This window comes from Secundilactobacillus paracollinoides, assembly GCF_001702155.1.
Classification (GTDB): Bacteria; Bacillota; Bacilli; order Lactobacillales; family Lactobacillaceae; genus Secundilactobacillus; species Secundilactobacillus paracollinoides.
This window is the reverse complement of sequence record NZ_CP014912.1, coordinates 1,873,901-1,896,594: the sequence shown is the minus strand read 5'-3', so window position 1 is coordinate 1,896,594 and position 22,694 is coordinate 1,873,901. Positions and strand designations below refer to the sequence as shown.

Sequence of the window (22,694 nt, the reverse complement as noted above, 5' to 3'; positions counted from 1 at the left end):
TCAAAAAGCCAGGTTCGGGCTTTTCGACAAAGTCCCCTTACGCTCCGCTCTTTAAACGCCCTTTTTCCGCGCTCTCTGCGTTCTTTGTTACTTACTCTTAACAAGATTGAAACCTTCCCCACCTTTTCCCGTCAAAACAGCCCCTACACCTGTAATATAAGCCCGCACTCCAAGCTTCCCTGTTGTTTTTCAATCAAATACTCGGTATGATAACCCACAGAAAATGAATTAGCCGTTCATGCAGAAAATAAATGAAACTAAAATTAGAGGGATGAATAGATTTGAAAAAATTACCATTATTAATGACCGGTTTGCTAACCCTCGTTACGGTTGGGTTGGTCGGCACACATAGCGCGACAACTGCACATGCAAGTTCGTCAAAATTGAATGACTATATTTCTAGTCAAGATATCAAACCTGCTTCAATTACAAAGAGTATCTGGAGTGGTTTTCCAAAAAACAAATATCGTAATGGCTACGGTAAGCCTGAAGGGGTCGTTGTTCACGAAACGGCTAACCCAAGTTCAACCATCTACAACGAAATTGCCTACATGAAGAAGAATTACAATAACGCCTTCGTGCACTCTTTCGTTGATGCCAGTCGTATCATCAACATTGCGAACACCAACTACCTTGCTTTGGGCGTTGGTTACCCTGGTAACGCTCGGTTTGTTCAGTTCGAACAGATCGAAGTCCACAGCAAGTCAGCCTTTGCACATGAAATTGCGAACGCCGCTTGGTATACCGCATACCTGCTTCATGAATATAACTTGAAGCCAAATGATGCAGCCTATGATGGTAAAGGGACTGTTTGGTCACACAACGCCGTTTCAAAGACGCTTGGCGGCTCATCACATACCGATCCTGTTGGTTACTACTCTTCAAACGGGAAAAAGTACTTTGGTCAAGCCTATACCATGGCTCAGTTCTACACCTTGGTTAAAGCTTACTACAACAGCGGGACTTCATCATCGTCATCATCCGCTGCTTAGACGTCTTTGAACAAAGCAACCTACACGAGTGAGTCTACCAAGGCTACCCTTTCTAGCTCATACAGCAAGTACAAGCTTTACAATCACGTTAAGGGCGCCTACACCAACATGAAGACGTACAAGTGGTCATCGATCAGCGCTAAGGCTGGTAAGACCGTGTACATCAACATGAAGGGTATCCGGGATCCTCAAGGCAGCACTTGGTATCGCTTTACCACCAGTACCGCTAAGGGCGCTAAAGAATATTGGGCTTACTCCGATGCCTTTGACTTACCGTCAACGACAACGGCTGCATAAAGTTCAAGTGCGACAACGGATTCTAGTTCAAGCAGCACCACAACGGCTAGCTCAACGACAGCTTCTAGCTCAAGCTCAAATTAATCAGAATAACTTAAAAGGAACGTCAGCGTTAGGCTGGCGTTCCTTTTTGGTTGGTATTGTTTATCGGTTGGATTGGTTTGTATTGCTGGTTTGATAGTTCCTACGTGTAGGAAGCGTCCCCTGCTATGCATTCGTTTGAGATGCTTAGCAGGGGACGTTTTTTGGTTTTTAGCGTTGAAATCTTCTAGGCCTCGTAGCTGAAACGCGTTCCAGAAGGCAAGGGGCGGAGCAGAAGGGACTCTGGTCAGAAAAGTCAGGCCCGGACTTTTCTGACCAGAGTCCCTTCTGCTCCGCCCCTTAACCGCCTTCTTCCACGCTCTACCTCATTCTCCTCACCCGAAACATCATCGCCGTTGTCGTCAACGGAATCGTTGCAATCACCGACACCATTGAGAATAGGACCATCAAGATCTGGCCAACAAATATGCGATCATTCAATATCTCGCCTAACGAGTAGTGCACGCTCGCAAACCAGATGAACAGGGCCAAGAAACCGCCAAAGAAGCCGAAGAACAACGTATTAAACGTCGTCCCGATAATTTGTTTACCGATCCGTAAGCCGGCACCCTGGAGGTTTTTAAGCTCAATTTGCGGGTGCTGTTCCAAAATCTCAGCCAACCCTGCGGAAATAGCAATTGCCGCCTCCGCTATGGCACCCAGCGTGCTCAGGATAGCGGTCGACATTGCCACCTGCAGATAGTTGATGCCCAACACGTTAGACATCCCTTCCAGGTCTTCACTGTCTTCTTGACCGAACCCTTGAATCTGTGCCCAATGTTCTACCGGAACGATTACCAGCACGAGCACCACAAGCACAATGAGTGACGCGTAAAACGCCACCTCCGTACTGTAATCATCGCTGCCGCCAAGAAAGATCGTCATCGCTAACACAATGACACTTGTGACCAATGTCACCACGATTGGGTTTAAATGAAACGCCATCAGCACAATGGCGAAGAAGAGTGCACCGAAGTTAAACAGCAGGCTTAAAAATGCTTGTAGCCCCTGCATGCCGCTCACGAGCACCATTGAAATCAATAACACTAATCCTAATGCCGTAATCGTGCCCATGGCTTGCTCCCCCCTAACATGATACTTGTGATTCCGCAGGCCAGCGGGACCGTCAAAACGATACCGATTCCGCTAATGAGACTTTGGATCACACCAAGTGACATGGTCATATTAAACGTGTATCCCCACGAATTTGCGTTTTTAAAATAGAGCAACGCGAGTGGTAAGGTGTCCGCCACGAAGATAAAGAACAGCACGTTGATCAGCGGTCCCATGATCTCACCGCCAATTTGCCGTCCAGACTTAAAGATCTGGCTGGCGGTCACATCCGGCCGTTCTTCCTTTAAGGCCGTCAGTGAAGCAATGATGTCCGTGGATTCGTCCATGACCGCTCCCAGCGACCCCAATAAGGTTTCAGCTAAAAATAATGGCTTGGGTAACTGGGTGACGTACTGCATGGATTCATAGTAGACGCCCTTTTCATTAGTAAACATGAAGACTAGCAACGCGATAACGATCGATATCGCCGTCCCGCATATGGTCGTTATCAACGTCATCACCATTTGCCGGTTCGGCCCGATGACGATCAGTAACGTTAACGCCGCAAAAACGACTGCCAGCAACCCGAATATGAAGAGCACCTTGCTGCCTTGTGTGTCCGCATTCCAATTGACCGCAAATGCAAACAACACCGCGTTGACCACCACGCTCAAAAAGGCCATGGCCCCACTGAACCGCATGAGAATCAGCAGCACACTGAGCGTCAACCACACCATGAACGCCAACGACGTATCTCGTTTCAAGCCTGATATCGTACTACTGGTAATTTTACCGTCGTGCCGGTGCAGGGTCAAAAACACATGCTGATGCTTATAGTACGCCTGCGTCGTAGCTTGCGACTTCATATACGTGTTATTAATAGTCAGACGTTCACCCTTATCTCGACCATTCGTAATCGTTCCGGTCACCCGTTGCGTTATTTGCCGATCCTTATTTTCAAATTGATCGGATTGCTTGTCATTAGCCGTTGTTTTCACGGCCGTTATTTTCATAATTGACTGTTTATAAATCCCGTCATCGTGTGCAATTCCCAGCACACACAGCCCGCTGATCAAAATGATGATAATCGGCCACCATTTCACCCAACGGCGCATAACTACCTGCATAGTGTTCACCCCAAAAAACAATTTAAATTCATCATAACACACCGTCTACACCCCAGATTTGGTGTCATTGATAATTAACTAAACCGTTATAATTTTAGGTGGGACTTATGGCAGAATGTATCAACGGTTAGTCATTCGCCTCTTAGTGTGCAGGAGAAAATCTCCTATAAAAAAGTAACACAGCGTTGCCTTTTCAAAATAAAAGCCAGTAAACCTCCAGAGAACCCAAATCCAACCTTGCATTTCACCCCCATTCTGCGGTAAAATAATTAAATGATTGATTAATATTTTTTGAAGTGAGGGTTAGACACATGAGAAAAGCACATCCACATGGAGTACAAGGCCGTCGTCCCGTTAATGCAAAGAAGGACGAAAAGCGCCAAAAAGAAGTAGCCGACTTACAAAAGTGGCTCAAGAACAAGAAGTAATTAGAGGAGCTTGTAAAGCAGTTTGTTTTACGGGCTTTTTTTGTTAGAGTGTGGAAGCAGGCGGTTAGAGGGCGGAGCCTAAGTAACTTTCGGCATCAAATCCCGGGTTTGGATTTGGTGCCGGAAGTTACTTAGGAAGGAGCCCTCTGCCTGCTGGAACACGTTTCGGCTACGCTGCCAAGAAAGCCGTAAGCACCACCACTCAGTAAAAAATAGGCACCATAGAAAACCACCCTATTAACGATAAGGTAGTCTGCTATGGTGCTTATTTTTATAGTCCTTATCAAGCCCCAAGTGCCCCAGTATACAACTCATAATACTTCCCACGCTTAGCCAGCAACGCCTCATGCGTCCCAGCCTCAATGATCCGCCCATCGCCAATCACAAGAATCAGATCAGCATTAAACACGGTCGATAATCGGTGCGCGATGGCAAACGTGGTCCGTCCCTTCATCAGATTATCCATCCCAACTTGAACAAGCTGTTCCGTGCGCGAATCAATGTTAGACGTGGCTTCATCTAGAATCATCACTGGCGGATCAACCACTGCGGCCCGGGCAATCGACAACATTTGTTGTTGGCCGGACGATAGTTCGCTGCCGTTACCAGTAATCTGGGTTTCGTATCTATCGGGTAGTGTTTCAATGAACTTGTCAGCATTGGCTAATTTTGCCGCAGCAACCACCTCGTCATCCGTTGCAGTCATCCGCCCATACCGAATATTGTCCGCGATCGACCCACTGAACAAATGCGTTTCCTGTAACACAATGGCTACTGACTGTCGTAATGCAGCCTTATTGATTCGGGTAATATCAATGCCATCATAGGTGATCTGACCGCTGTCAATGTCGTAGAAACGGTTCAACATATTGGTTATCGTTGTCTTACCCGCACCCGTTTCACCCACAAGGGCAACCTTTTCGCCCGCGTCAACGTCAAAACTAATATCATGTAGTCCGGCATCCGAGTGCGCATATTCAAAATTAACGTCCTTAAAGCTGATCTGACCGCGCACTGGTTTCTGGGTGGTGCCATCCTGCCAGTACCAGTCCTCGCCCTGCTTCTTCAGCGTTACAGTACCGCTATCGGCCTCTGGCGCTTCATCGAGCAACTGAAAGATTCGGCCAGCGCCGGCCATTGCCTGAATAATGGCGTTTAACTGTTGAGAAATTTGAGCAATTGGCTGACTGAACGACCGACTGAGTTGCAAAAACGCCGCGATTGTTCCCAGCGTCAATAAGTTGGCGTGCGTGATAGCCAGTGCCCCGCCAGCAATCGCAATCAAGACATACAGCAAATTACCCAGATTGCTCATTATTGGAAACAGCATTGTCGAGAACCCGTTAGCCAGCCGCGCATCGTTTCGCAGGTCGTCGTTGTACTGGTCAAATTCAGACTTAACAGCGTCCTCGTGAGAAAAGACCTTAATGACTTTCTGCCCGTTTAACATCTCTTCAATAAAGGCATTTAGACTCCCGATGGACGCCTGCTGAGCCCGGAAATATTTACTGGAATGTGCCGTCAACCAACGCACAATAATGATGCTAGTTGCAAAAATCAGCAACGAAATCAGGGTAAGAGCTGGACTCAGACTCACCATCGCAATCAGTGCAAAAACCACGTTAAACGTCGCCACGATAAACTGTGGGAAGCTTTGGGTGATCAGTTGCGTCAACGTATCCACGTCATTGGTATAACGGCTCATCACATTGCCGTAGTCGTTTTCATCAAAGTAGCGTAATGGCAGCGACTCCATCTTCGTAAACATTTGGTCCCGAATCGACTTTTGGATCCGTTGTCCTAAAACGGCCATAATCTGACTGTAGGCGACCGTTGCAAGGACCCCCGTATAAAATAGTGCCGCCATAATGAGAATGGCTTCCAGTAATGGCCCGTAATTAGGATGCGAGCTGCGCATCAGAGGCAATACATAATCATCGATCAGTCGTTGAATGAACAGAGATCCGGCAACCCCCGCAAGGGCGCTGATAATGATTGCAATGAAGGCGACGACCAGCCACCCCTTATACTGACTGAATATCAGCGTCAGCAACCGTTTAAACGTTTGGCGGCGTTGCGGTGTTGTCGTCATTTTCGACGTTGCGTTAGTCATGTTGGCCACCTCCCCGCTTAGTCTGCGTCTCATACAATTGCCGGTACCACTCATTAGTCGCCAGAAGGTCACGGTGTGTACCCGCTGCTGCGATCCGGCCGCCAGCCATGATCAGGATCTGGTCGGCGTCCACGATACCACCTAGTCGCTGGGTGATGATGAGTTTGGTCACATCCGGCATTTCATTGCGAAAGGCTTGCCAAATTTTTGCTTCCGTATTGGTGTCGGTCGCACTGGTCGCGTTATCCAGGATCAATATTTTGGGGTGTTTCAACAACGCCCGGGCAATTGTCAGTCGCTGTTTTTGCCCACCAGAAACGTTTTGGCCGGTTTGTTCCAGCAGCGTGTCATAGCCCTGCGGTAACGTTTGGATGAAGCCATCCGCCTGTGCTAACTTGGCAGCGTGCTGGATCTCTTCATCCGTGGCAGAAGCGTCACCCCACTTGAGATTATCGCGGATGGTACCGGAGAACAGCGTGGTCGTTTGCAACACAACTGAGACGTTGTCCCGCAACGTTTTGAGGTCATAGTCCCGCACGTCGTTGCCCGCCACACGAACCGCACCCGCGGTGACATCGTAGAGACGCGGAATCAGTTCCACAAGGGTACTCTTAGAGGTCCCAGTTTCACCAATAATACCAATCGTCTGGCCGCTCTTAATATGCAGATCGATGTGCTGCAACTGATCCGTTTTGGTATCCGGGTACCGAAAGGAAACATCATCAAAGTCAATGTCACCGGTTGCGACGCTGGTCAACGCTGTCGGTTTGTCCACGATAGCCGAATCGCTATTGAGCACTTCAACGACCCGTTCGGCTGAGGCTTGAGAGACGGAAAGCTGCGAGAAAATCATTGACAGCATGTTGAGACTAAATAGAATCGATGTACTATAGGAAAACAAGCTCACGAACTGGCCCACTTCCAGCTGTTGACCAACAATCAGTTTGGCGCCGAACCAGGACAGGAGCAGCATCGTGGTGTTGATGACCAGCTGCATAAGCGGCATGTTCAACGCAACGATGCGTTGTGCTTTGGAGAATACCTTGAAGATGTTGCCAGAAGCCGTCTTGAACTTTGCCGTTTCAGCGTCCTGCTGACCATACGTTTTAACGACCCGGATACCGCGCAAATTCTCGCGAACAACCCGGTTGAGCTGGTCATAACGTTTGAAGACCTGCCGAAAAAGCGGGCGTGATTTGCTGACGATCAGCATCAGCCCGAGTGCCAGGAATGGCACGACGATCACAAACAACCACGCCATCTCAGCATTTACCGTAAACGCCATGATAATCGAGAAAATCAGCATCGATGGTGCCCGAAACGCGATTCGAATCAGCATCTGGTACGCCGTTTGAATGTTCGTAATATCCGTCGTTAACCGAGTCACCAGACTTGACGTTGAAAACCGATCCAGATTCTGAAACGAAAAGGTTTGAATATGATAGAACAGATCCTGCCGCAAATTTTTGGCATAACCAGCAGCTGCTTGGCTGGACACCCAGCTGGCCCCCGCGCCCATCACCAGCGATAGCATGGCCATGACCAGCAGCAACAGGCCAACGTGAACCACTAGCGATAAGTTTCCCGGCCGAATGCCCTGGTCGATAATGGCCGCCATCAAAAAGGGAATAAACGTTTCAATAGCCGCTTCAGCAACCACTAAAATAGGCGACAAAATCGTCAGCCGTTTATACTCACGTATCGATTGCATTAAGGTGTGCAGCATAACCCCGACCCCCAATCCTATAATGACTCATCGCCTTATTTTAGCATTGCACTTGGCTTATTTGTTGCAAGAACACTTAGTTGTGAAAGGGTTCGGATATGGCTGGAAAGGTATGGATTTAGCGTTCACAAGCAGGTGTTTATTACCAACAAAAAAGGCCACTTTTGTGTGACCTCTTTTTTGGGTTATTTTGATTTAAGCAGGCATTTATTGAGTCTTTCTTGGCAGCCACGCCGAAACGCGTTTCGGAAAACAGAAAGCTGCATGTAAGCCGACTCTTGTATAAATGCCAAAACCAGGCATTTATACAAGAGTCGGCTTACACTCCGCTTCCTCCCGTTTTCCTACACGCTCTGACTAATGACTAACACAGGCGAAGTAGACTTCCGCACGACATAGGCCGTTGTCGATCCCATAATTGCCCGGTTCAGCCCGTGCGCACCTGACTTCCCAATGACCGTTAGCGTGGTCCCAAATCGTTCTGGCAGCGATTCCGCAATCGACTGTTTTGGAATGCCAACTTCAAAATGCGTTTCAATTGCCACGCCAGCATCTTCTGCTTCACCAGTTGTCTGTTTAAGCGCAACTCCAGCTTGATCCTTCATATGTTGCATAATATCGTCACCAAACACGGCACCATATTGGGTATAGCTCTGGTCGTTGGCCACACTGACCGCAATAATTTTTGAGTCGTAGTGTTTCGCAATATCAAACGCTGCTCTGAGGGCCGCAAACGCATTTTCACTGCCGTCTAAGGGCACCAAGATTTTTTCAAACATCGAGACCACCTCCGTTTTTTATTGTTATCTTTATGGTAGCACAGATGGTAGTGGTACCGGTATTGATAGGCACTTATACTCAAGTCTTTACTGATCCTCGTAGACACACTGCCCCTTGATCCAAGTACGCTTAACTCGAGTCTCACCGATCTTTTCAGCCACAACCGTAAACGGGTTCTGATTTAACACCACAAAATCTGCCCGCTTTCCGACGGTGAGTTGCCCGCTATCAGACAAGCCAGCGATTTCAGCCGCCCATTTCGTATAGGCCAAAACGGCCTGTCCAATTGAAATTGCTTCATCAGCATTCACCACATCACCGTTCACTGCAGTCCGGTTGACCGCTGCCTGCATGGCGATAAACGGGCTATCCGGTTCCGCCCATGGCGTGCACGGTGCATCCGAACTAAGCGCCGTGGCAGTCGTTTCGAGCATCGACTTGATCCGGTAAGCTGTTTTAAACTGTTGCGGTGATAAGTAGGCGCGATAAGACTCGTCTTCCGCAAAGTAAAAGATCGGCTGAGTCACCAATGCATACTGCATCTTGGCTGCCTGAATCTGGTGCAGCATGGCATCACTGAGTAACGTGGCGTGTTCAATCCGAATCGATGGTCGATCAGATAACCAAGGCGTCACCTGATCAGTTGTGTCCAAAATCAGTTGAATGGCTGCATCACCCATGGCGTGGACGGCAACCTGTAACTGGTGGTCGCGCGCAAACGTCACTGCAGCCATTAAATCAGTCCCTGTCGTCAGTTGAATCCCGTTCTTGCCACTTGGGTACGGTTGCTGATTCCAGGCCGTCTCGCCCGAAATACTGCCATCCATAAAGACTTTGACACCAGCGATGGTCAAATTCTCATTTTCGGTCGGCAAAATGGGATCCGGGTCGTTTTTCAATTCATCCCAAACATAGTAAATCGCAGTCTGCGGCTTAAAACCAGCAGCCATCGCATCCTGATACAGCCGAAGTGAGTCATAGGGCTGCTTGCGCCCCATCAGCTCACCAATAGCAACTAATCCGTTGGCAAGATAGTGATCGGACGTGTTTCGCATATTGGTCACATCCTGCTGGTAGTTTTGCGCGGATTTAGCACGAATTAGCAACTGCGAAGCGGCCACTTCCTGCATATAACCGTTTGGCCGCCCGTCCGCAAAATGACCAATATGGCCGCCTTCAGGATCCGGCGTATCAGCAGTGATGCCGGCCATCGCCAGTGCCTTAGAGTTACCGATGGAGGAGTGACAGTCTGACCGGTAAATAAAGATTGGCTGGTCAGTGGTGACCGCATCGAGATCATCTACTGTCGGCGTGCGGTGCTCAGCTAATTTCGTTTCATCAAAGCCCCACCCTTCAAGCCAAACGTCAGCACCCTGACCATATTCAGGAGATTTTCGCAGGGCGGCTTGCATATCCGAAATGCTGTTGATTTCAGGTGGCGTACAGGCCACCCCATGTAAGGCGTCAGCAATGTATTTTGGATGGGTATGAATGTCCAGCAGCCCCGGTAAAACGGTCTGGTGCTTCAGATCAACCACGTTGTCGGTCTGCGGCGCATCGGGTGTAGCCCCCGTCCAAGTCACGCGACCGTCAACCACTTGCATGGCGTCAACGAAAGCGGTTTCGTTTTCACCCGTAAAAATGTGTCCGTTCACATAGTTTGTCATCATAATCCCTCATTTTGACTAGTATTGTTTGATAGTAGTTGCCTTTATTTTACCGATTTTTGACCTCGAAAAAAACCCCAATTCGATAAACCCGCGTCCCCCTTGAAACGCCAGGATTTCTCAAAAAGTCAAGATTGAAATGCAAATTTTGAGTTCCTATAATGGGATTTAGTTCATAGCGGGGGGAATTTAAATGCAGGACACATCAAGTAATTTTTTAGCGACGATCAAGGACGCGTATCGCCATAACTGGGTCATCCAACTTCAATTTAATCGCAGTGGCAGCGTCACGGGCATGGTCAATACCTACACTGATGATGGCCATTTTTATTTGACCCACGACGGGGATGTTAGGGAGTTTCAGCTGAACGAGTTAAGGGGCGTTCAGGTGTTGACGAAGAAGTGGTGGACAAAGTAAGAGTGTGGGGGAAGGCGGTTAGAGGGTTCCTGCCTAAGGGCAAGTTGGTCGAAAAGGCTGGGCCTGCCTTTTTGACCGACTTGCCCTTAGGCAGGAACCCTCTGCCTTCCGGAGCACGTTTAGGCTACATATGAGAGAACCACAAAAACCACGGTATTAAAAAAGGAAGATGCTCGATGTGAGTATCTCTCTTTTTGTATATTGTGGTTTTTTTGGATAGTTGATCTTTTAGGATTGTGGTTCAGAGTTTTTTCGTGATCTACATGTTAAAGGCCCTATTCACGTAGTCCTTCTCTGTCCTCGAGACTAAACGTGCTACACAGGCCACAACTTCCGCTACGTCCGCTGGCGTTGCTTCCCGTCCGATTGCGATTTCTTCCAAGCAGTTTGCCTGTTGTTCCGCGACCGTTTCGTGCTTGATAGCTGCCGTTTTTTCATCGATTGCGTCACGCATCTTCGTTCGCACGATGCCTGGGTTATAGGCGTTAACTGTAATTTTATCCTTTGCTAACTCCTTGGCAGCCGACTGGGTCAACCCACGAATCCCAAATTTAGAGGCAGAATAAGCACTTTGCAAAGCCGATGCTTCATAGCCTGCCAACGACGCTGCGTTCACGATTCGACCACCGTTGCCCTGTTTCTTAAACTGGGTAGCAGCGGCTTGGATACCCCAATAAGTCCCCTTGAGGTTCACATCCAATAATCGTTCAACATCGTCAGGGTCAGAATCTACAAAACTATCAATAAAGGCGATTCCAGCATTGTTAACGTACAATGCAAGATCACCGAAATCTGCAACTGCGTTTTCAACGAGTGCAAAGACCTCATCCCGGTGCGCCACATCAACATGATATGCCTTCGCCTGATAGCCCTCACTTGTTAAATCAACAGCCACCTTCGCAGCCGTTTCATCATTGATGTCTGCCACTGCAATAGCGTAGCCGTCCTTCACTAATCGGTGAGCGATGCCCTCGCCAATTCCTTGGCCGGCACCAGTAATGATTGCAAGTTTACTCATTTCGCATACCTCCTGGGGTGTTGTTTTGTATGGGATTGACATTAACTTAGGATTGGCGCGTTATACAAAGCGAAAGATAATGACGATGACGAGCTACCGCACAGTGTAGGTTCGTTCGTGCTTTCTTCCTTGGCCACCTTGCCTAAACGCGCTCCTCAAGGCAAGGGGCGGCCATGGCCATGTAAGCAACTCTGGCAAAAATGCCAAGTTCGGGCATTTCTGCCAGAGTTGCTTACATTCTGCCCCTTTAACCGCCTTGTTCCGCGCTCTCTAAACCACATTCCGATTAAACGGATCATCCGAAATACCTTCTGCCAAAATGTCCTTTGACCATTCCTTAGCTGAGAACAATGAGTGGTCCCGGTAGTTACCACAGCTGTACTTATCCGTGCCTTGCACATCATCCCAGGTAATCTTGTTGGCAATGTCATCCAAGGCACCCTTTAAAGCTTTAGCCACTTCTGTTGTGGAATGTTGGCCCCAAGTGATTAAATGGAATCCAGTCCGGCAACCAAACGGTGAGCAATCGATAACGCCATCAAGACGGTCACGTAATAACCCAGCAAGTAAGTGTTCAATGGTGTGTAAACCGGCTGTAGGAATCGCGTTTTCGTTTGGTTGAACGAGTCGCAGATCGTAGTTGCTGATGATGTCGCCCTTTTCACCGTGTTCTTCAGTGATTAAGCGAACGTATGGTGCCTTTACCTTTGTGTGATCCAGGGTGAAACTTTCTACTTTAGCCATAATTGATGATCTCCTTTTAATTTAATCGTGTTTAACTGACTTGAAACTGCCTAGTTGTCAAAGTATGACAATGGCTTATTAACTTCGATCTTAGTGCCGTAGTACTTCTTCTTGATATAGGATTGGATATCCTTCTTGTGGTACAGGGTAACCAATTTCTTGTAGGCTTTGTTGTTCTTGTTCTTCGCAGCGGTTGCCAAAATGTTGATGTTGTCCTTCGTAGATTGGTCAACCTTTTCGTGGTAGATGGAATCCGTCAACACATGTAAGTGGCCTTCCAACGCAACCGTGTTTGAGATCAACACGGCGTCAACGTTGTTGATGACCCGAGGACCAGTGGTATCGTCAATTTCCTTAAACTTCAGGTGCTTAGGGTTACTCTTGATATCACTGACAGTGCCAAGGTAACCAAAGTCTTTATCAAGCTTAATCAATCCAGCCTTTTGTAACAGAATCAACCCACGAGCAGCTTGTGATGGGTTGTTCGCAATAGCGATCGTTGCGCCATCGGGAATATCCTTTACGCTCTTGTACTTCTTAGAGTAGATTCCCATTGGTTCCAAGTATGTGGTGCCCAATGCAGCCAGTTTGCTGGACTTATTTTCCTTGTTGTAAGCCAGGTAGTATGACCATGATTGGAAGGCGTTCACGTCGACGTTGCCTTGAGCGGTCGCCTTGTTTAACTGAACCCCGTCTGTGATCTGCTTAACCTTGATCTTCAGACCCATATTTTTAGCATCCTTAGACTTAGCAATGTGTTGCCAAATGTCGTAGTCGGACCCCTGTGAGCCAATCGTAATGGTGCTCGTTTTAGTTGAACTGGCACTGTGACTGGTTGCTGAATGAATCCCAAAAATTGCTAATACGATGACGACAATAATGCCGATCAACCACCAAAAACTCTTCTTCATACTTCTCCACCTCTAATAACTTTCTCTGTAATCTCTTTTAAGTGTTGTTACCAATAAATTAATCGTTGTGCTCAACGGCTTTGACAATCAGGTCGCCGATGATCTGAACCGCAAAGACTAGAATCAAAATGATGATCATGGCGACGAAGGTGACGTCGTTTTCAAACCGGGCGTACCCGATGCTGATGGCGATGTCTCCGAGGCCACCAGACCCGATGGCGCCGGCCATGGTGGTCAACCCGATCAGACTGATGATGGTCACGATGGACACCCGCAAGATATCTGCCAGACCTTCACGAAGATAGACCCGGAAAATGATTGCGGTGGGACTTGACCCCATGGACTGCGCGGCTTCAATGACGCCGTGATCCACATCCAACAGCGCGTTTTGTACCTGGCGTGCATAGAACGGGAAGATCCCGACAATCAATGGCACCAGTGATGCGGTCGTCCCAACGGTCGTCCCAATCAGGAACTGAGTTAATGGTGAAATCACCGCCAGTAAAATGATAAATGGAATCGACCGCAACAGGTTGGTGAGTTTATCCAAGACGGAATAGGTCAACCCGTCTTCCAGGATGCCGCCCGGTTGGGTAATCACGAGACAGACTCCCAGGAGCAACCCCAACACCACCGCTATAATCGCTGAACCAAAGGTCATGTAGAGCGTCTCCCACGTGGCTTGCACGAACTGCCCCTTCATCTGGAGGACGTTTGGAATGAGTTTTTCTAACATTATTCCGCCCCCTCCTTTGCTGGCTTACCACTGAGAATCTGTGTTTTAACACCATGGGGCCGCAGATCTTCCAACGCCTTGTTGAACGGTGGCAGCTCGCCTTCAATAATGGCAATCATGTAGCCGACGTTCTCACCGTCGATCTGGTCAATGTTCGCAAATAGAATGTTCTCGGCCACGTGGTACGTTTGCGATAACTCGGATAGAATGCTTTGCTTCGTTGCGTTACCAATAAAATTGAAGTAAACCAGTTCCTGGTTAGCCGGTAACTTCTCAACATCAATCGCGGTTGTGATTCGGTCAATGGCTGCCTTAACGTTCGTCGAGGTTTTAACGAAGTCGGTCGTCAACTTCTCTTGTGGATCCGTAAAGACCTTCGCAACCGTTCCCCGTTCAATGATGCGGCCCTCATCCATGACAGCCACGTTATGACAGATGGATTTGATGACCTGCATTTCATGAGTGATCAAGACGATGGTCAACCCGAGCTCATCGTTGAGTTTCTTCAACAGCTCCAAAATCGCCTTCGTCGTTTTCGGATCCAGGGCACTCGTGGCTTCATCTGAAATGAGCACTTCTGGTTCAGTGGCTAACGCTCTGGCAATTGCAACCCGTTGCTTTTGACCACCGGATAACCGCTGCGGATAAGTATTGGCATAGTCTTCCAAGCCAACGCGTTTCAACAGGTTGAGCGCCTTTTCCTGCCGCTCTTGTTTACTGATCTTCTTACCCAGCAACGGATACTCAACATTGCCCAAAACGGTTCGCGACTTCATGAGATTAAAGTGCTGGAAGATCATGCCGATTTTTTGGCGGGCTTCACGCAATGGTGCCGGTTTTAAGTCCCGCAGATCCTGACCGTTGACGACAACCTTGCCATCACTGGGTTGCTGGAGGAGGTTAATGACCCGAACCAGCGTGGATTTTCCAGCGCCGGAATAGCCGATAATGCCATAAATATCGCCCTGTTTGATTTGAAGGCTCACATCATCGACAGCTTTCAGGTCCTTGCCGCTGTTTTTAAACGTGACCTTGATGTGTTGTAAATCAATGACGTTAGTCGCTTCTTCTGCCATCTAGGCCCGCCCTCCTATTTCTGCTTGAACACCGAAAACGATCGGCGCAATTTCTGATAAATAACTTGCATCAACATCATCAAACGTATTGTATTCCGGACTATCTAAATCAAGGACACCCCAGAACTTGCCGTCTTTAAATATTGGAACGACGACTTCGGAATTAGAGGCACTGTCACAGGCAATGTGCCCGCTAAACTCGTGAACGTTTGGGACAACTTCTGGTTTCTTAGTTGCAGCAACCGTGCCGCAGACCCCTTTGCCAACCGCGATGTGCATGCAGGCTGGCTTCCCCTGAAAGGGACCAAGAATTAATTCATCATTTTTGAACCGGTAAAACGAGGTCCCGTTCAATTGCGGCAACTCATTAAAAATCAATGACGCCAGGTGACTCATGTTAGCGACGAGATCAAATTGTCCCGTTAACAATGCCTGCGCTTGTTGTTTTAATAACTCGTACCGTTCTGTTTTCTCACTCATTCGGGACACTCCCTTTCCAAAATAAAAAGGCATTTCCATCCATATCTATCTCTAGATAAGGACGAAAATGCCTTCGCGTTACCACCTTAGTTTAAACGACCCTCGCGAGCCATTCCTCGTGGGTACGCCAAACAAAGTCTGGTTTAATAAATCAGTACTTACTGTTGTGCATACCCTAACGCTGTAACGGGCGTCCCCGCCAGCGCCTAGCCGTAGTTCAGCGCTGAAACGATGTAAAAGACCATCTTCAATCAGCTCTCATCATTACCTTGCACCAAACGGCAACTCTCTCGGGATGATTACTGATCTACTCATCTTCTCGTTAGTTTCTCATATGAATTTAACAGTGACCATTATGCGTCGAAATGAAACGCGTGTCAACAGGTAAATTAAAAAAATATGAGTTCGTGTTAAAGTTTACTCATTTTGAAACCGGTTTTCTTAAGATAACTGCGTGGGTTTATATCAATTTATAGGCCTTGATTTCGGTTGTGTAGGAAAAAGTGATGCTTTTATTATTTTTGTAATAATATTCAAGTGTGCACAATTTTTTTCTTAAACGCCCAGTTTTTCCTCAAGTGCCTCAGTCAACACTTGTGAGACATTGATTTTCTCATCGTTCGCCATGTGATTGAGATACTCGGGAATCGTCACGTTCCGACGAATCGTTTTGGAAAATTTGCGTCTAAAGGCCGCTAAATCAACAGTTACATAGACTAATTTTTCATCCTTTTTCAAGGAAATATCTGATGGTTCCGAGGGTTTTGGGTAGGAGGTTGTATTCTCAAGTAAATTGCCTATAAGGTCTTCAGCCATTTCAATTGCATCAAACGTATCGTTTCCCTGAGTATACCCACCTTCTAAATCCGGTACCCGAACAAAAATAAATTGATTATCTGGTTTTAAAACTACTGGATATAAAACATTATCTTTCTTCATGATTTTTCTCCTTTTTCAAACCTGCCTCTTTCAAAATAGCGCGCTCTGATCCCTTACCGAGTTTCTGAGCATGTCTCGGTACCATTACAGTCGTATTTGTAAATGGATTATGCAACTTTAAATGCGATGAGTCATTTTCAGATTCTTCAATAAACCCATTCTGATGCAATAACCTAATGATTTCTCTAGTTTTCATGATCATTTTTCTGATCTTCATAATACACATTTTATGTGTATTAATCAATTTATGTGTCTCTTGTTAACTACGCAAAAAAATGAGTGTCAACGAAAAAAATCCAAAGTAACCTGCAAGTCAGCAGACTACTTTGGATTTCTATAATTGATTGTTTAAGCCCGACGTTTAACCACTTCAGCCGCAATCACTCGGTACAACGTAATCAGCGTAGCCAAGCCACAAATACCGATGGCAACCGCAAAGGCAACGTGCATCCCATAGATGAAGATGTCCGGCCGGCCGTAAATGTAGGTGGTGACATGGTGGCCAATTTTATGACTCATCCCAGCAAATAGGACTGACGTTGAAATGGCGATTCCAATGACCATCCCTAGATTTCTGGCAAGCGCGTTCATCCCACCGGCAACACCCAAATCCTTGGGTTCAACCGCATTCATAACGATCGTGTTGTTCGGCGCCTGAAAGGATCCGTTGCCAAGACCCAGGAGCGCAATGTTAGCCGCAAACAGCCAAAACGGTGTGCTCATTGTCGTTGTCATGAACCCAACCTGGGTCAACAGAATGCAGCACAGGCCAATCAACGTAATTTTTTCAGGTCCGATCCGGTCCGATAGACTACCGGCAATCGGGGCAACTACGACTTGCACGATTGGCGAGATCATCAAGATATACCCGGCATCGTTTGGACTCAGTGCCCGCGCATTTTCAAGGTAGAACGGCGTGATGGCCGTATAGAAGAAGTTGTTAATAAAAATCAGGAACCCGCAAAGTAAACTGACCGAAAACGCACTATTCTTAAACAGTGCAAATGACAATAGCGGCTTTGTTTGATGCGTTTCTGTGATACCGAACCAAATGGCCGTCACCGCTGCAATGGCAAATAACACGATAACTGGCCGGTAGCGATACCCATATTCCTGAGCCAGAAAAATAGCTGTGAAGAACGTGACGACTAGCAATGCCATACTGGTGACGCCGCTTCGATCAATAGCCTCATGGGACTGTGTGAGATCCTTCGGCAACACAAAGTGCCCAATCAAAATCGTGATAATGCCAACGGGCACGTTGATCCAGAAGATAAAGCCCCAGCTAAAATGCGCCAGCACGATACCCCCGACACCGGGTCCCGTAATTGAACCGAGCGCAACAAACGAGCCAATCATACCTAATGCCCGACCGCGTTCAGCCAAGGGAAAGACTTCGGAAACGATACCGTTGCTGGTTGCCATGGTCATTGAAGCGCCCAGCGCCTGAATAACCCGGGCAGCTAGCAACAGGGCGAAACTCCACTTAAAGCCAGCCATAAACGAGCCGATCACGAACAGGTAAGTCCCGAGTTTAAAGACCCGGACTTTGCCAAGTGAATCGCCCAATTTACCAAATAATAACAATAACGCACAAATGACAATCAAATAGATTGAAACGACCCACTCTGCCCGGTTCATTTGGACTTTCAGATCCCGGCTAATGACCGGCAGTGCCACGTTCACAATGCTGGAGTCCAGCGTTGACATAAACGTAAAGAGACCGGTAGCTACTAAAATCAGCCACCGGTATTTTTGTACAGTTTGATTCTTTAAATAAGACTCAGTTGCCATGACGATACCCCTCTTATGTTGAGAATTTTCGTGAGAGTTGATGGGTTTATGAGGTGGCGTATCTTGACAGTTACGGCCTCATCAACCGGTGTATCGTCTGGTTCACGCTGTTGGTGTTTAATGGGTGGCGTCAACGCAGCAGTCAAACTAAACGATGCATCGGCTGACCAAATAAGCCTATTTAGTTTGTCATTGGTACGACTAACTAAACAACTGATCATCAGATACATCTCAATTTAGACATGACTACTGTGCATCGCAAGCGACACCCAGTAAAACTAAATTGCGCATTGATTCTATTTTCATAAACACGCCCTATCAAGCAGGACGTTCACTCTGAACACAAGTGCATACTATAGTCGCTCGCTCAAAACAAGTCAACACTTATTTTTTGATTTCTTGCAACGGTTTTAACACCACGGTCACCTTAAACCAGTCGTCCTCAGTGGCTAACTGCAACCGGCCGCCTAACGTGGTCACCAGCGACTGCACAATACTGAATCCCAGGCCAACACTCTGATTGGTGCGTGACTCATCTGCGGTATAGAACCGGTTCAGCAACTCATCAGGATGTTCTGGCAAGTGCTTTCCCTGGTTTGCAAAAACAAGGTGATAGTGACTACCATCCACTTGACTGAGACTAACAGCCACCTGTCCTGAAGCATATTTTAAAATATTGCCGATTAAATTTTGAAAGACTCGCGTCAGCAAGGTAGCATCCGTTGGAATCGTCACATTCGGCGCAATATCGGGTGTCACAACCAACTGTCGTTTCGTCAATTCATCATAGTAATCAAACAATTCATTTTCCAATAATTGTGACACGTTGACCGGCTTAACCGTCAGTGTTGTACTCTTTTCCTGCATCAAATTAAAATCCATCAGATACCGCAAATAGTAATTAACCGACGCCAAGTTGCGGCTGATCCGCTGCAACTGTGGCTGATGCTGGGGCGACACATCCTTAGACAACAACTGCACGTACCCCATTGAAACGGTCAGAGGGGTCTTAATGTCATGCGTCAAATTAGTCAGCATCCGCTGCACTTCAGCTTCTTGCTGGGCTTGGTGCTGTTGGAGATCACGACTCACTTTGAGGCTGTGATTGCTGGCAGTAACTAGGTGTTTAATGATTGGCAAGGCAGTGTTTGACGTGACGTATCCGTTTGTTTCGTGAGCGTTGATGAAGGTGAGTTCCTTGGTGATCCGGTGAATTTCGGTCATTAGCAGCGCAATAATGCCCAGTAGGATAACGATGAGTATGTATAATAGAATGGTCATTCTCGTTCATGCTCCTTGTGTTTTTTGAATTGTGGGTTATGGCTTTCTTGATAGCTAGCCGACATACGTTCCAGGATCTCTTTCTTAGCAACAGTGCCGAAACGCGTTCCACAAGGCACGGGGCTAACGTGTAACGGACTCTGGGCTAAAAGTCAGGCCCGGACTTTTAGCCCAGAGTCCGTTACACACCGCCCCTACCCCGCCTTGTTCCACGCTCTTAATCAAATCTCACCCCAATCCCCCAAATCGAATTCACATACTGCGCATCCGGCGACAAGTTATTGATCTTTGTCCTGAGGTTGCTCAAATGCACGTTCATGGTGTTATCACCGTTGACATAGGGTTCGCCCCACACCGTTTCGTACAACTGCTCTTTTTGATACACCTGATGTGGGTGGCGCATCAGAATCGTTAACAGCTCAAACTCTTTCTTCGGCAGTGTTAACCGTTTTCCCGCTACCAGTATTTCATGGGTATCCTGATTCACGCTCACTAATCCACAAGTAAGTGTCGTACTACTCGATTGTTGCGCCGGCACTTGCCGCAGCTGGACCTTTACACGCGCAACTAATTCATCGATATCGAACGGCTTTGTCAGATAATCATTCGCACCCTCTTCTAACAGGTCAACGATCTTTTGTTTATCCTGAATCGCTGTGAGGACAAGGACTGGCACCTGCGTTATCTGCCGCAGTGTCTTCAACACACTCTCCCCCATGATGCCTGGCAACATGAGATCAAGAATGATTAAATCTGGGTGAGTGGCATTGAATTGTGAGAGGGCTTTGACGCCGTCTGCCGCCTCAGCAATCGTGTACATTGGCGCCAATACGTCCTTCAATAAGGTGCGAATATCGTCGTGATCTTCAACAATTAGAATCGTTGCGGTCGGCATGGCAGTCCCCTCCTTCTTTACCTCTATTTTACCGCTTACATGCCGCCATCACAATTTAGGATTAATTTAGGATTAATTAAGGATTAATTAAGGATTACTTATGGCACTAGTTAAGAAAGATTCGTTATGATAATCACAAGAAAGGGGCGACACGCAATGGACACCATTTTAAAATTACAACACGTCAGTAAACAATTTGGTCGTTTTCAGGCACTAAACGATGTGTCATTCACCGTAAATCGTGGGGATATTTACGGGCTCATCGGCGAAAACGGCGCCGGTAAAACAACCATTATGCGGCTGATCACGCACCTCTCACCGCTTAACAGCGGCAGTATTACACTATTAGGAGAACAGGCACCGCATTATCAGCAGGCACTGAAGCACGTCGGCGCCGCCATCGAGACACCTGCTGCATTTAAGAAGTTGACGGTTAAACAAAATTTAACGCTGGCCGCCATTCAACACGGGATTCAGGATAAGCAAGTGATTACGGACAACATTCACTTCGTTGGTTTAGATGAAAAGGCAACAACGAAAGCCAGTAAGCTCTCATTAGGGCAGCGGCAACGTTTGGGGTTAGCACTGGCATTACTCTCGCAACCCGATTTTTTGGTATTAGATGAGCCCATCAATGGGTTGGATCCTTCTGGCATCATGGCTTTTCGGGAACTCCTGAAGAAACTGAATCGCGAACAGAACACCACCATTTTGATTTCCAGCCATATTTTGACAGAGTTATATCAAGTCTCAACGAAGTTTGGCTTCATTTCTCACGGTCAGTTTATTAAAGAAGTGACCAAGGAAGACCTGGACAAGGAGAATAGATCAGGCATCCTACTCACGGTGGATGATGTCAAATTAGCAGCCGAGTTGTTAGACAGTTCAAATATCCAACCGTTCACCGTTTTAGATGATGCTCGCATCCTGGTCCATGACCTTTCAGTAGACACTGCGAAACTCAATCAAGAACTGGTGATTGCGGGGGTCGCAGTTAAGAATATCACCCGCCAGGAGGGCTCCTTGGAGGAATATTACACCGATCTACTCAAGACGCAAGGAGGCGGCCAGCATGCTTAATCAATTACGAGCTGATTTCTACCGACAAACGCACACGATCGGCCATTATCTCTTACTCGTTTTAGTTTTGATCTACAGTTTCGTCACGATCTATTTTAAATCCGTTGGCGGCGTGATGGTTAGTGCACCCGAGGACACCCTTGCCCAACTCGCGAGTGGGACGTGGACGGTTCTCTCAGGCGTCCGCGCCATGACGATTGGTGCCAGCATTCTGATGTACGCGTTTATCAGTATTTTCGTGATGGTGATCGGGTATGAATTTAGTCAGGAAACCTATAAAAACACGCTCATTTCAGGTATCTCCCGTTCGGGGTTCATTGTCGCCAAATACATTACGATGCTTGTAGATATCCTGCTGCAAATTCTCGCCTACTACGTCTTCGGCATTCTCGTTGGGCTGGCAATGGGCCGTAAGCTAGGCACTAGCTGGGGGCACCTCTTATCAACAACGCTGGCAACGGTCGGCATCACGACCTTCTTCATCAGCGTGGTCTTCGGGATGGCGGTGGTGTTGCTTATTTTAACGGGGTCACAGATCGGCAGTGCCGCGTTTATTGTCATCTTCCCGTTGGCCGTTTCCATCATTGCGGCTGTCGCACACTGGCACTGGTTGAAATATATCAACTTTTTCTCAACCACGGTCAAGATCAGTGTCGGACAGATCACTGTGAGTCAATTTTGGCCATATGCTTGGGTCAGTATAGCAATTCTAGCTGTTTGCTTCTTGCTGTCGCTGGGATTGATTCAGCGAAAAGAACTTTAATGCTGGGCCTTTTAACTTTATAAAGGTTCTATCCGTTAATACCTTAACCTGTAATTGAGATAAACAAAAAGACATTTCAAAATCGGATAATTTTGAAATGTCTTTTTAATAACTAGCGTTCGGCAATACCTGTGCTAGCGAACGGTCGAACCGTCCTTTCATTATCATTGGCCTACTTAATAAGCTAAAGCAAGTCAATTAAATCCACTATAACGTCCATGGCAACTGTGAGAGTATAACCATTCGGATACCACTCATGATGTTTTCTTAACCCTGATAAACATTGTTTATTTAA

At 47.3% G+C, this 22,694-nt stretch carries 22 protein-coding genes and 1 other annotated feature; of the genes, 5 read left to right on the top strand and 17 right to left on the bottom strand.

Translation table 11 applies throughout. The annotated features are described in order from the left end of the window. Positions 1–281: 281 nt before the first annotated feature. Positions 282–992, top strand: a complete 711-nt coding sequence (locus tag AYR61_RS08010; RefSeq protein WP_225356466.1) for a peptidoglycan recognition protein family protein — start codon at positions 282–284, stop codon at positions 990–992. A gap of 6 nt (positions 993–998) precedes the next feature. Beyond that, positions 999–1,289: a hypothetical protein gene (locus AYR61_RS14900; RefSeq protein WP_083220046.1), complete on the top strand. Its 291-nt coding sequence runs from the start codon at positions 999–1,001 to the stop codon at positions 1,287–1,289. A 402-nt stretch (positions 1,290–1,691) separates the two neighbouring features. Here AYR61_RS14900 and AYR61_RS08005 read toward each other — a convergent pair whose 3' ends face one another. The 6 genes from AYR61_RS08005 to AYR61_RS07980 form a co-directional block, all read right to left on the bottom strand. Further along, the gene (locus AYR61_RS08005) at positions 1,692–2,444 is read right to left on the bottom strand and encodes a YibE/F family protein (RefSeq protein ID WP_056987935.1); all 753 of its coding nucleotides are present in this window, start codon (positions 2,442–2,444) and stop codon (positions 1,692–1,694) included. Beyond that, positions 2,423–3,550, bottom strand: a complete 1,128-nt coding sequence (locus AYR61_RS08000; protein WP_065902542.1) for a YibE/F family protein — start codon at positions 3,548–3,550, stop codon at positions 2,423–2,425. The genes AYR61_RS08005 and AYR61_RS08000 overlap by 22 nt, the downstream gene beginning before the upstream one ends. A gap of 711 nt (positions 3,551–4,261) precedes the next feature. Further along, positions 4,262–6,091: an ABC transporter ATP-binding protein gene (locus AYR61_RS07995; protein WP_065902538.1), complete on the bottom strand. Its 1,830-nt coding sequence runs from the start codon at positions 6,089–6,091 to the stop codon at positions 4,262–4,264. Further along, the gene (locus tag AYR61_RS07990) at positions 6,084–7,817 is read right to left on the bottom strand and encodes an ABC transporter ATP-binding protein (protein WP_065902536.1); all 1,734 of its coding nucleotides are present in this window, start codon (positions 7,815–7,817) and stop codon (positions 6,084–6,086) included. Before AYR61_RS07990 ends, AYR61_RS07995 begins: the two co-directional genes overlap by 8 nt. A 344-nt stretch (positions 7,818–8,161) precedes the next feature. After that, a complete protein-coding gene (locus AYR61_RS07985; protein ID WP_054712020.1) occupies positions 8,162–8,596 on the bottom strand; it encodes a universal stress protein in 435 nt (144 codons plus the stop codon). An 87-nt stretch (positions 8,597–8,683) separates the two neighbouring features. Further along, positions 8,684–10,264 carry an amidohydrolase gene (locus tag AYR61_RS07980; protein ID WP_056987932.1) on the bottom strand — a complete coding sequence of 527 codons (1,581 nt, stop codon included), beginning with the start codon at positions 10,262–10,264 and terminating at the stop codon, positions 8,684–8,686. Between the two features lie 193 nt (positions 10,265–10,457). On the opposite strand from AYR61_RS07980, the gene AYR61_RS07975 reads away from it, so the two are divergent. After that, positions 10,458–10,682 carry a hypothetical protein gene (locus AYR61_RS07975; protein WP_054712022.1) on the top strand — a complete coding sequence of 75 codons (225 nt, stop codon included), beginning with the start codon at positions 10,458–10,460 and terminating at the stop codon, positions 10,680–10,682. 259 nt (positions 10,683–10,941) lie between these two features. On the opposite strand, the gene AYR61_RS07970 is transcribed toward AYR61_RS07975, so the two are convergent. The 11 genes from AYR61_RS07970 to AYR61_RS07920 form a co-directional block, all read right to left on the bottom strand. Further along, positions 10,942–11,700, bottom strand: a complete 759-nt coding sequence (locus AYR61_RS07970) for an acetoin reductase (RefSeq protein WP_083215523.1) — start codon at positions 11,698–11,700, stop codon at positions 10,942–10,944. A gap of 270 nt (positions 11,701–11,970) precedes the next feature. Beyond that, positions 11,971–12,444, bottom strand: a complete 474-nt coding sequence (locus tag AYR61_RS07965) for an S-ribosylhomocysteine lyase (protein WP_054712024.1) — start codon at positions 12,442–12,444, stop codon at positions 11,971–11,973. Between the two features lie 50 nt (positions 12,445–12,494). Next, complete coding sequence (locus AYR61_RS07960) at positions 12,495–13,355, bottom strand: MetQ/NlpA family ABC transporter substrate-binding protein (protein ID WP_065902534.1); 861 nt, start codon at positions 13,353–13,355, stop codon at positions 12,495–12,497. 58 nt (positions 13,356–13,413) lie between these two features. Continuing rightward, entirely contained in the window at positions 13,414–14,091 is a 678-nt protein-coding gene (locus tag AYR61_RS07955) for a methionine ABC transporter permease (protein WP_054712025.1), read from the bottom strand. Then, positions 14,091–15,167, bottom strand: a complete 1,077-nt coding sequence (locus AYR61_RS07950; RefSeq protein ID WP_065902532.1) for a methionine ABC transporter ATP-binding protein — start codon at positions 15,165–15,167, stop codon at positions 14,091–14,093. The genes AYR61_RS07955 and AYR61_RS07950 overlap by 1 nt, the downstream gene beginning before the upstream one ends. Continuing rightward, positions 15,168–15,647, bottom strand: coding sequence for a GAF domain-containing protein (locus AYR61_RS07945; protein WP_065902530.1), 480 nt, complete (start codon positions 15,645–15,647; stop codon positions 15,168–15,170). A gap of 54 nt (positions 15,648–15,701) precedes the next feature. After that, positions 15,702–15,980 (bottom strand) — a binding site (T-box leader). A 222-nt stretch (positions 15,981–16,202) separates the two neighbouring features. Continuing rightward, positions 16,203–16,586 (bottom strand): type II toxin-antitoxin system HicB family antitoxin, encoded by a 384-nt coding sequence (locus AYR61_RS07940; RefSeq protein ID WP_054712029.1) that lies wholly within the window; start codon positions 16,584–16,586, stop codon positions 16,203–16,205. Then, positions 16,573–16,803 carry a type II toxin-antitoxin system HicA family toxin gene (locus AYR61_RS07935; protein ID WP_225356465.1) on the bottom strand — a complete coding sequence of 77 codons (231 nt, stop codon included), beginning with the start codon at positions 16,801–16,803 and terminating at the stop codon, positions 16,573–16,575. Before AYR61_RS07935 ends, AYR61_RS07940 begins: the two co-directional genes overlap by 14 nt. 131 nt (positions 16,804–16,934) lie before the next feature. Then, entirely contained in the window at positions 16,935–18,380 is a 1,446-nt protein-coding gene (locus tag AYR61_RS07930) for an MFS transporter (RefSeq protein WP_065902529.1), read from the bottom strand. Positions 18,381–18,764: 384 nt separating this feature from the next. Continuing rightward, positions 18,765–19,661, bottom strand: a complete 897-nt coding sequence (locus tag AYR61_RS07925) for a sensor histidine kinase (RefSeq protein WP_054712031.1) — start codon at positions 19,659–19,661, stop codon at positions 18,765–18,767. A 217-nt stretch (positions 19,662–19,878) separates the two neighbouring features. Further along, complete coding sequence (locus AYR61_RS07920) at positions 19,879–20,556, bottom strand: response regulator transcription factor (RefSeq protein ID WP_065902528.1); 678 nt, start codon at positions 20,554–20,556, stop codon at positions 19,879–19,881. A gap of 156 nt (positions 20,557–20,712) precedes the next feature. Between AYR61_RS07920 and AYR61_RS07915 the strand changes: the two genes are divergently transcribed. Further along, complete coding sequence (locus AYR61_RS07915; protein WP_056987927.1) at positions 20,713–21,636, top strand: ABC transporter ATP-binding protein; 924 nt, start codon at positions 20,713–20,715, stop codon at positions 21,634–21,636. Beyond that, positions 21,629–22,399 (top strand): ABC-2 family transporter permease, encoded by a 771-nt coding sequence (locus AYR61_RS07910; RefSeq protein WP_065902527.1) that lies wholly within the window; start codon positions 21,629–21,631, stop codon positions 22,397–22,399. Before AYR61_RS07915 ends, AYR61_RS07910 begins: the two co-directional genes overlap by 8 nt. Positions 22,400–22,694 lie beyond the last annotated feature (295 nt).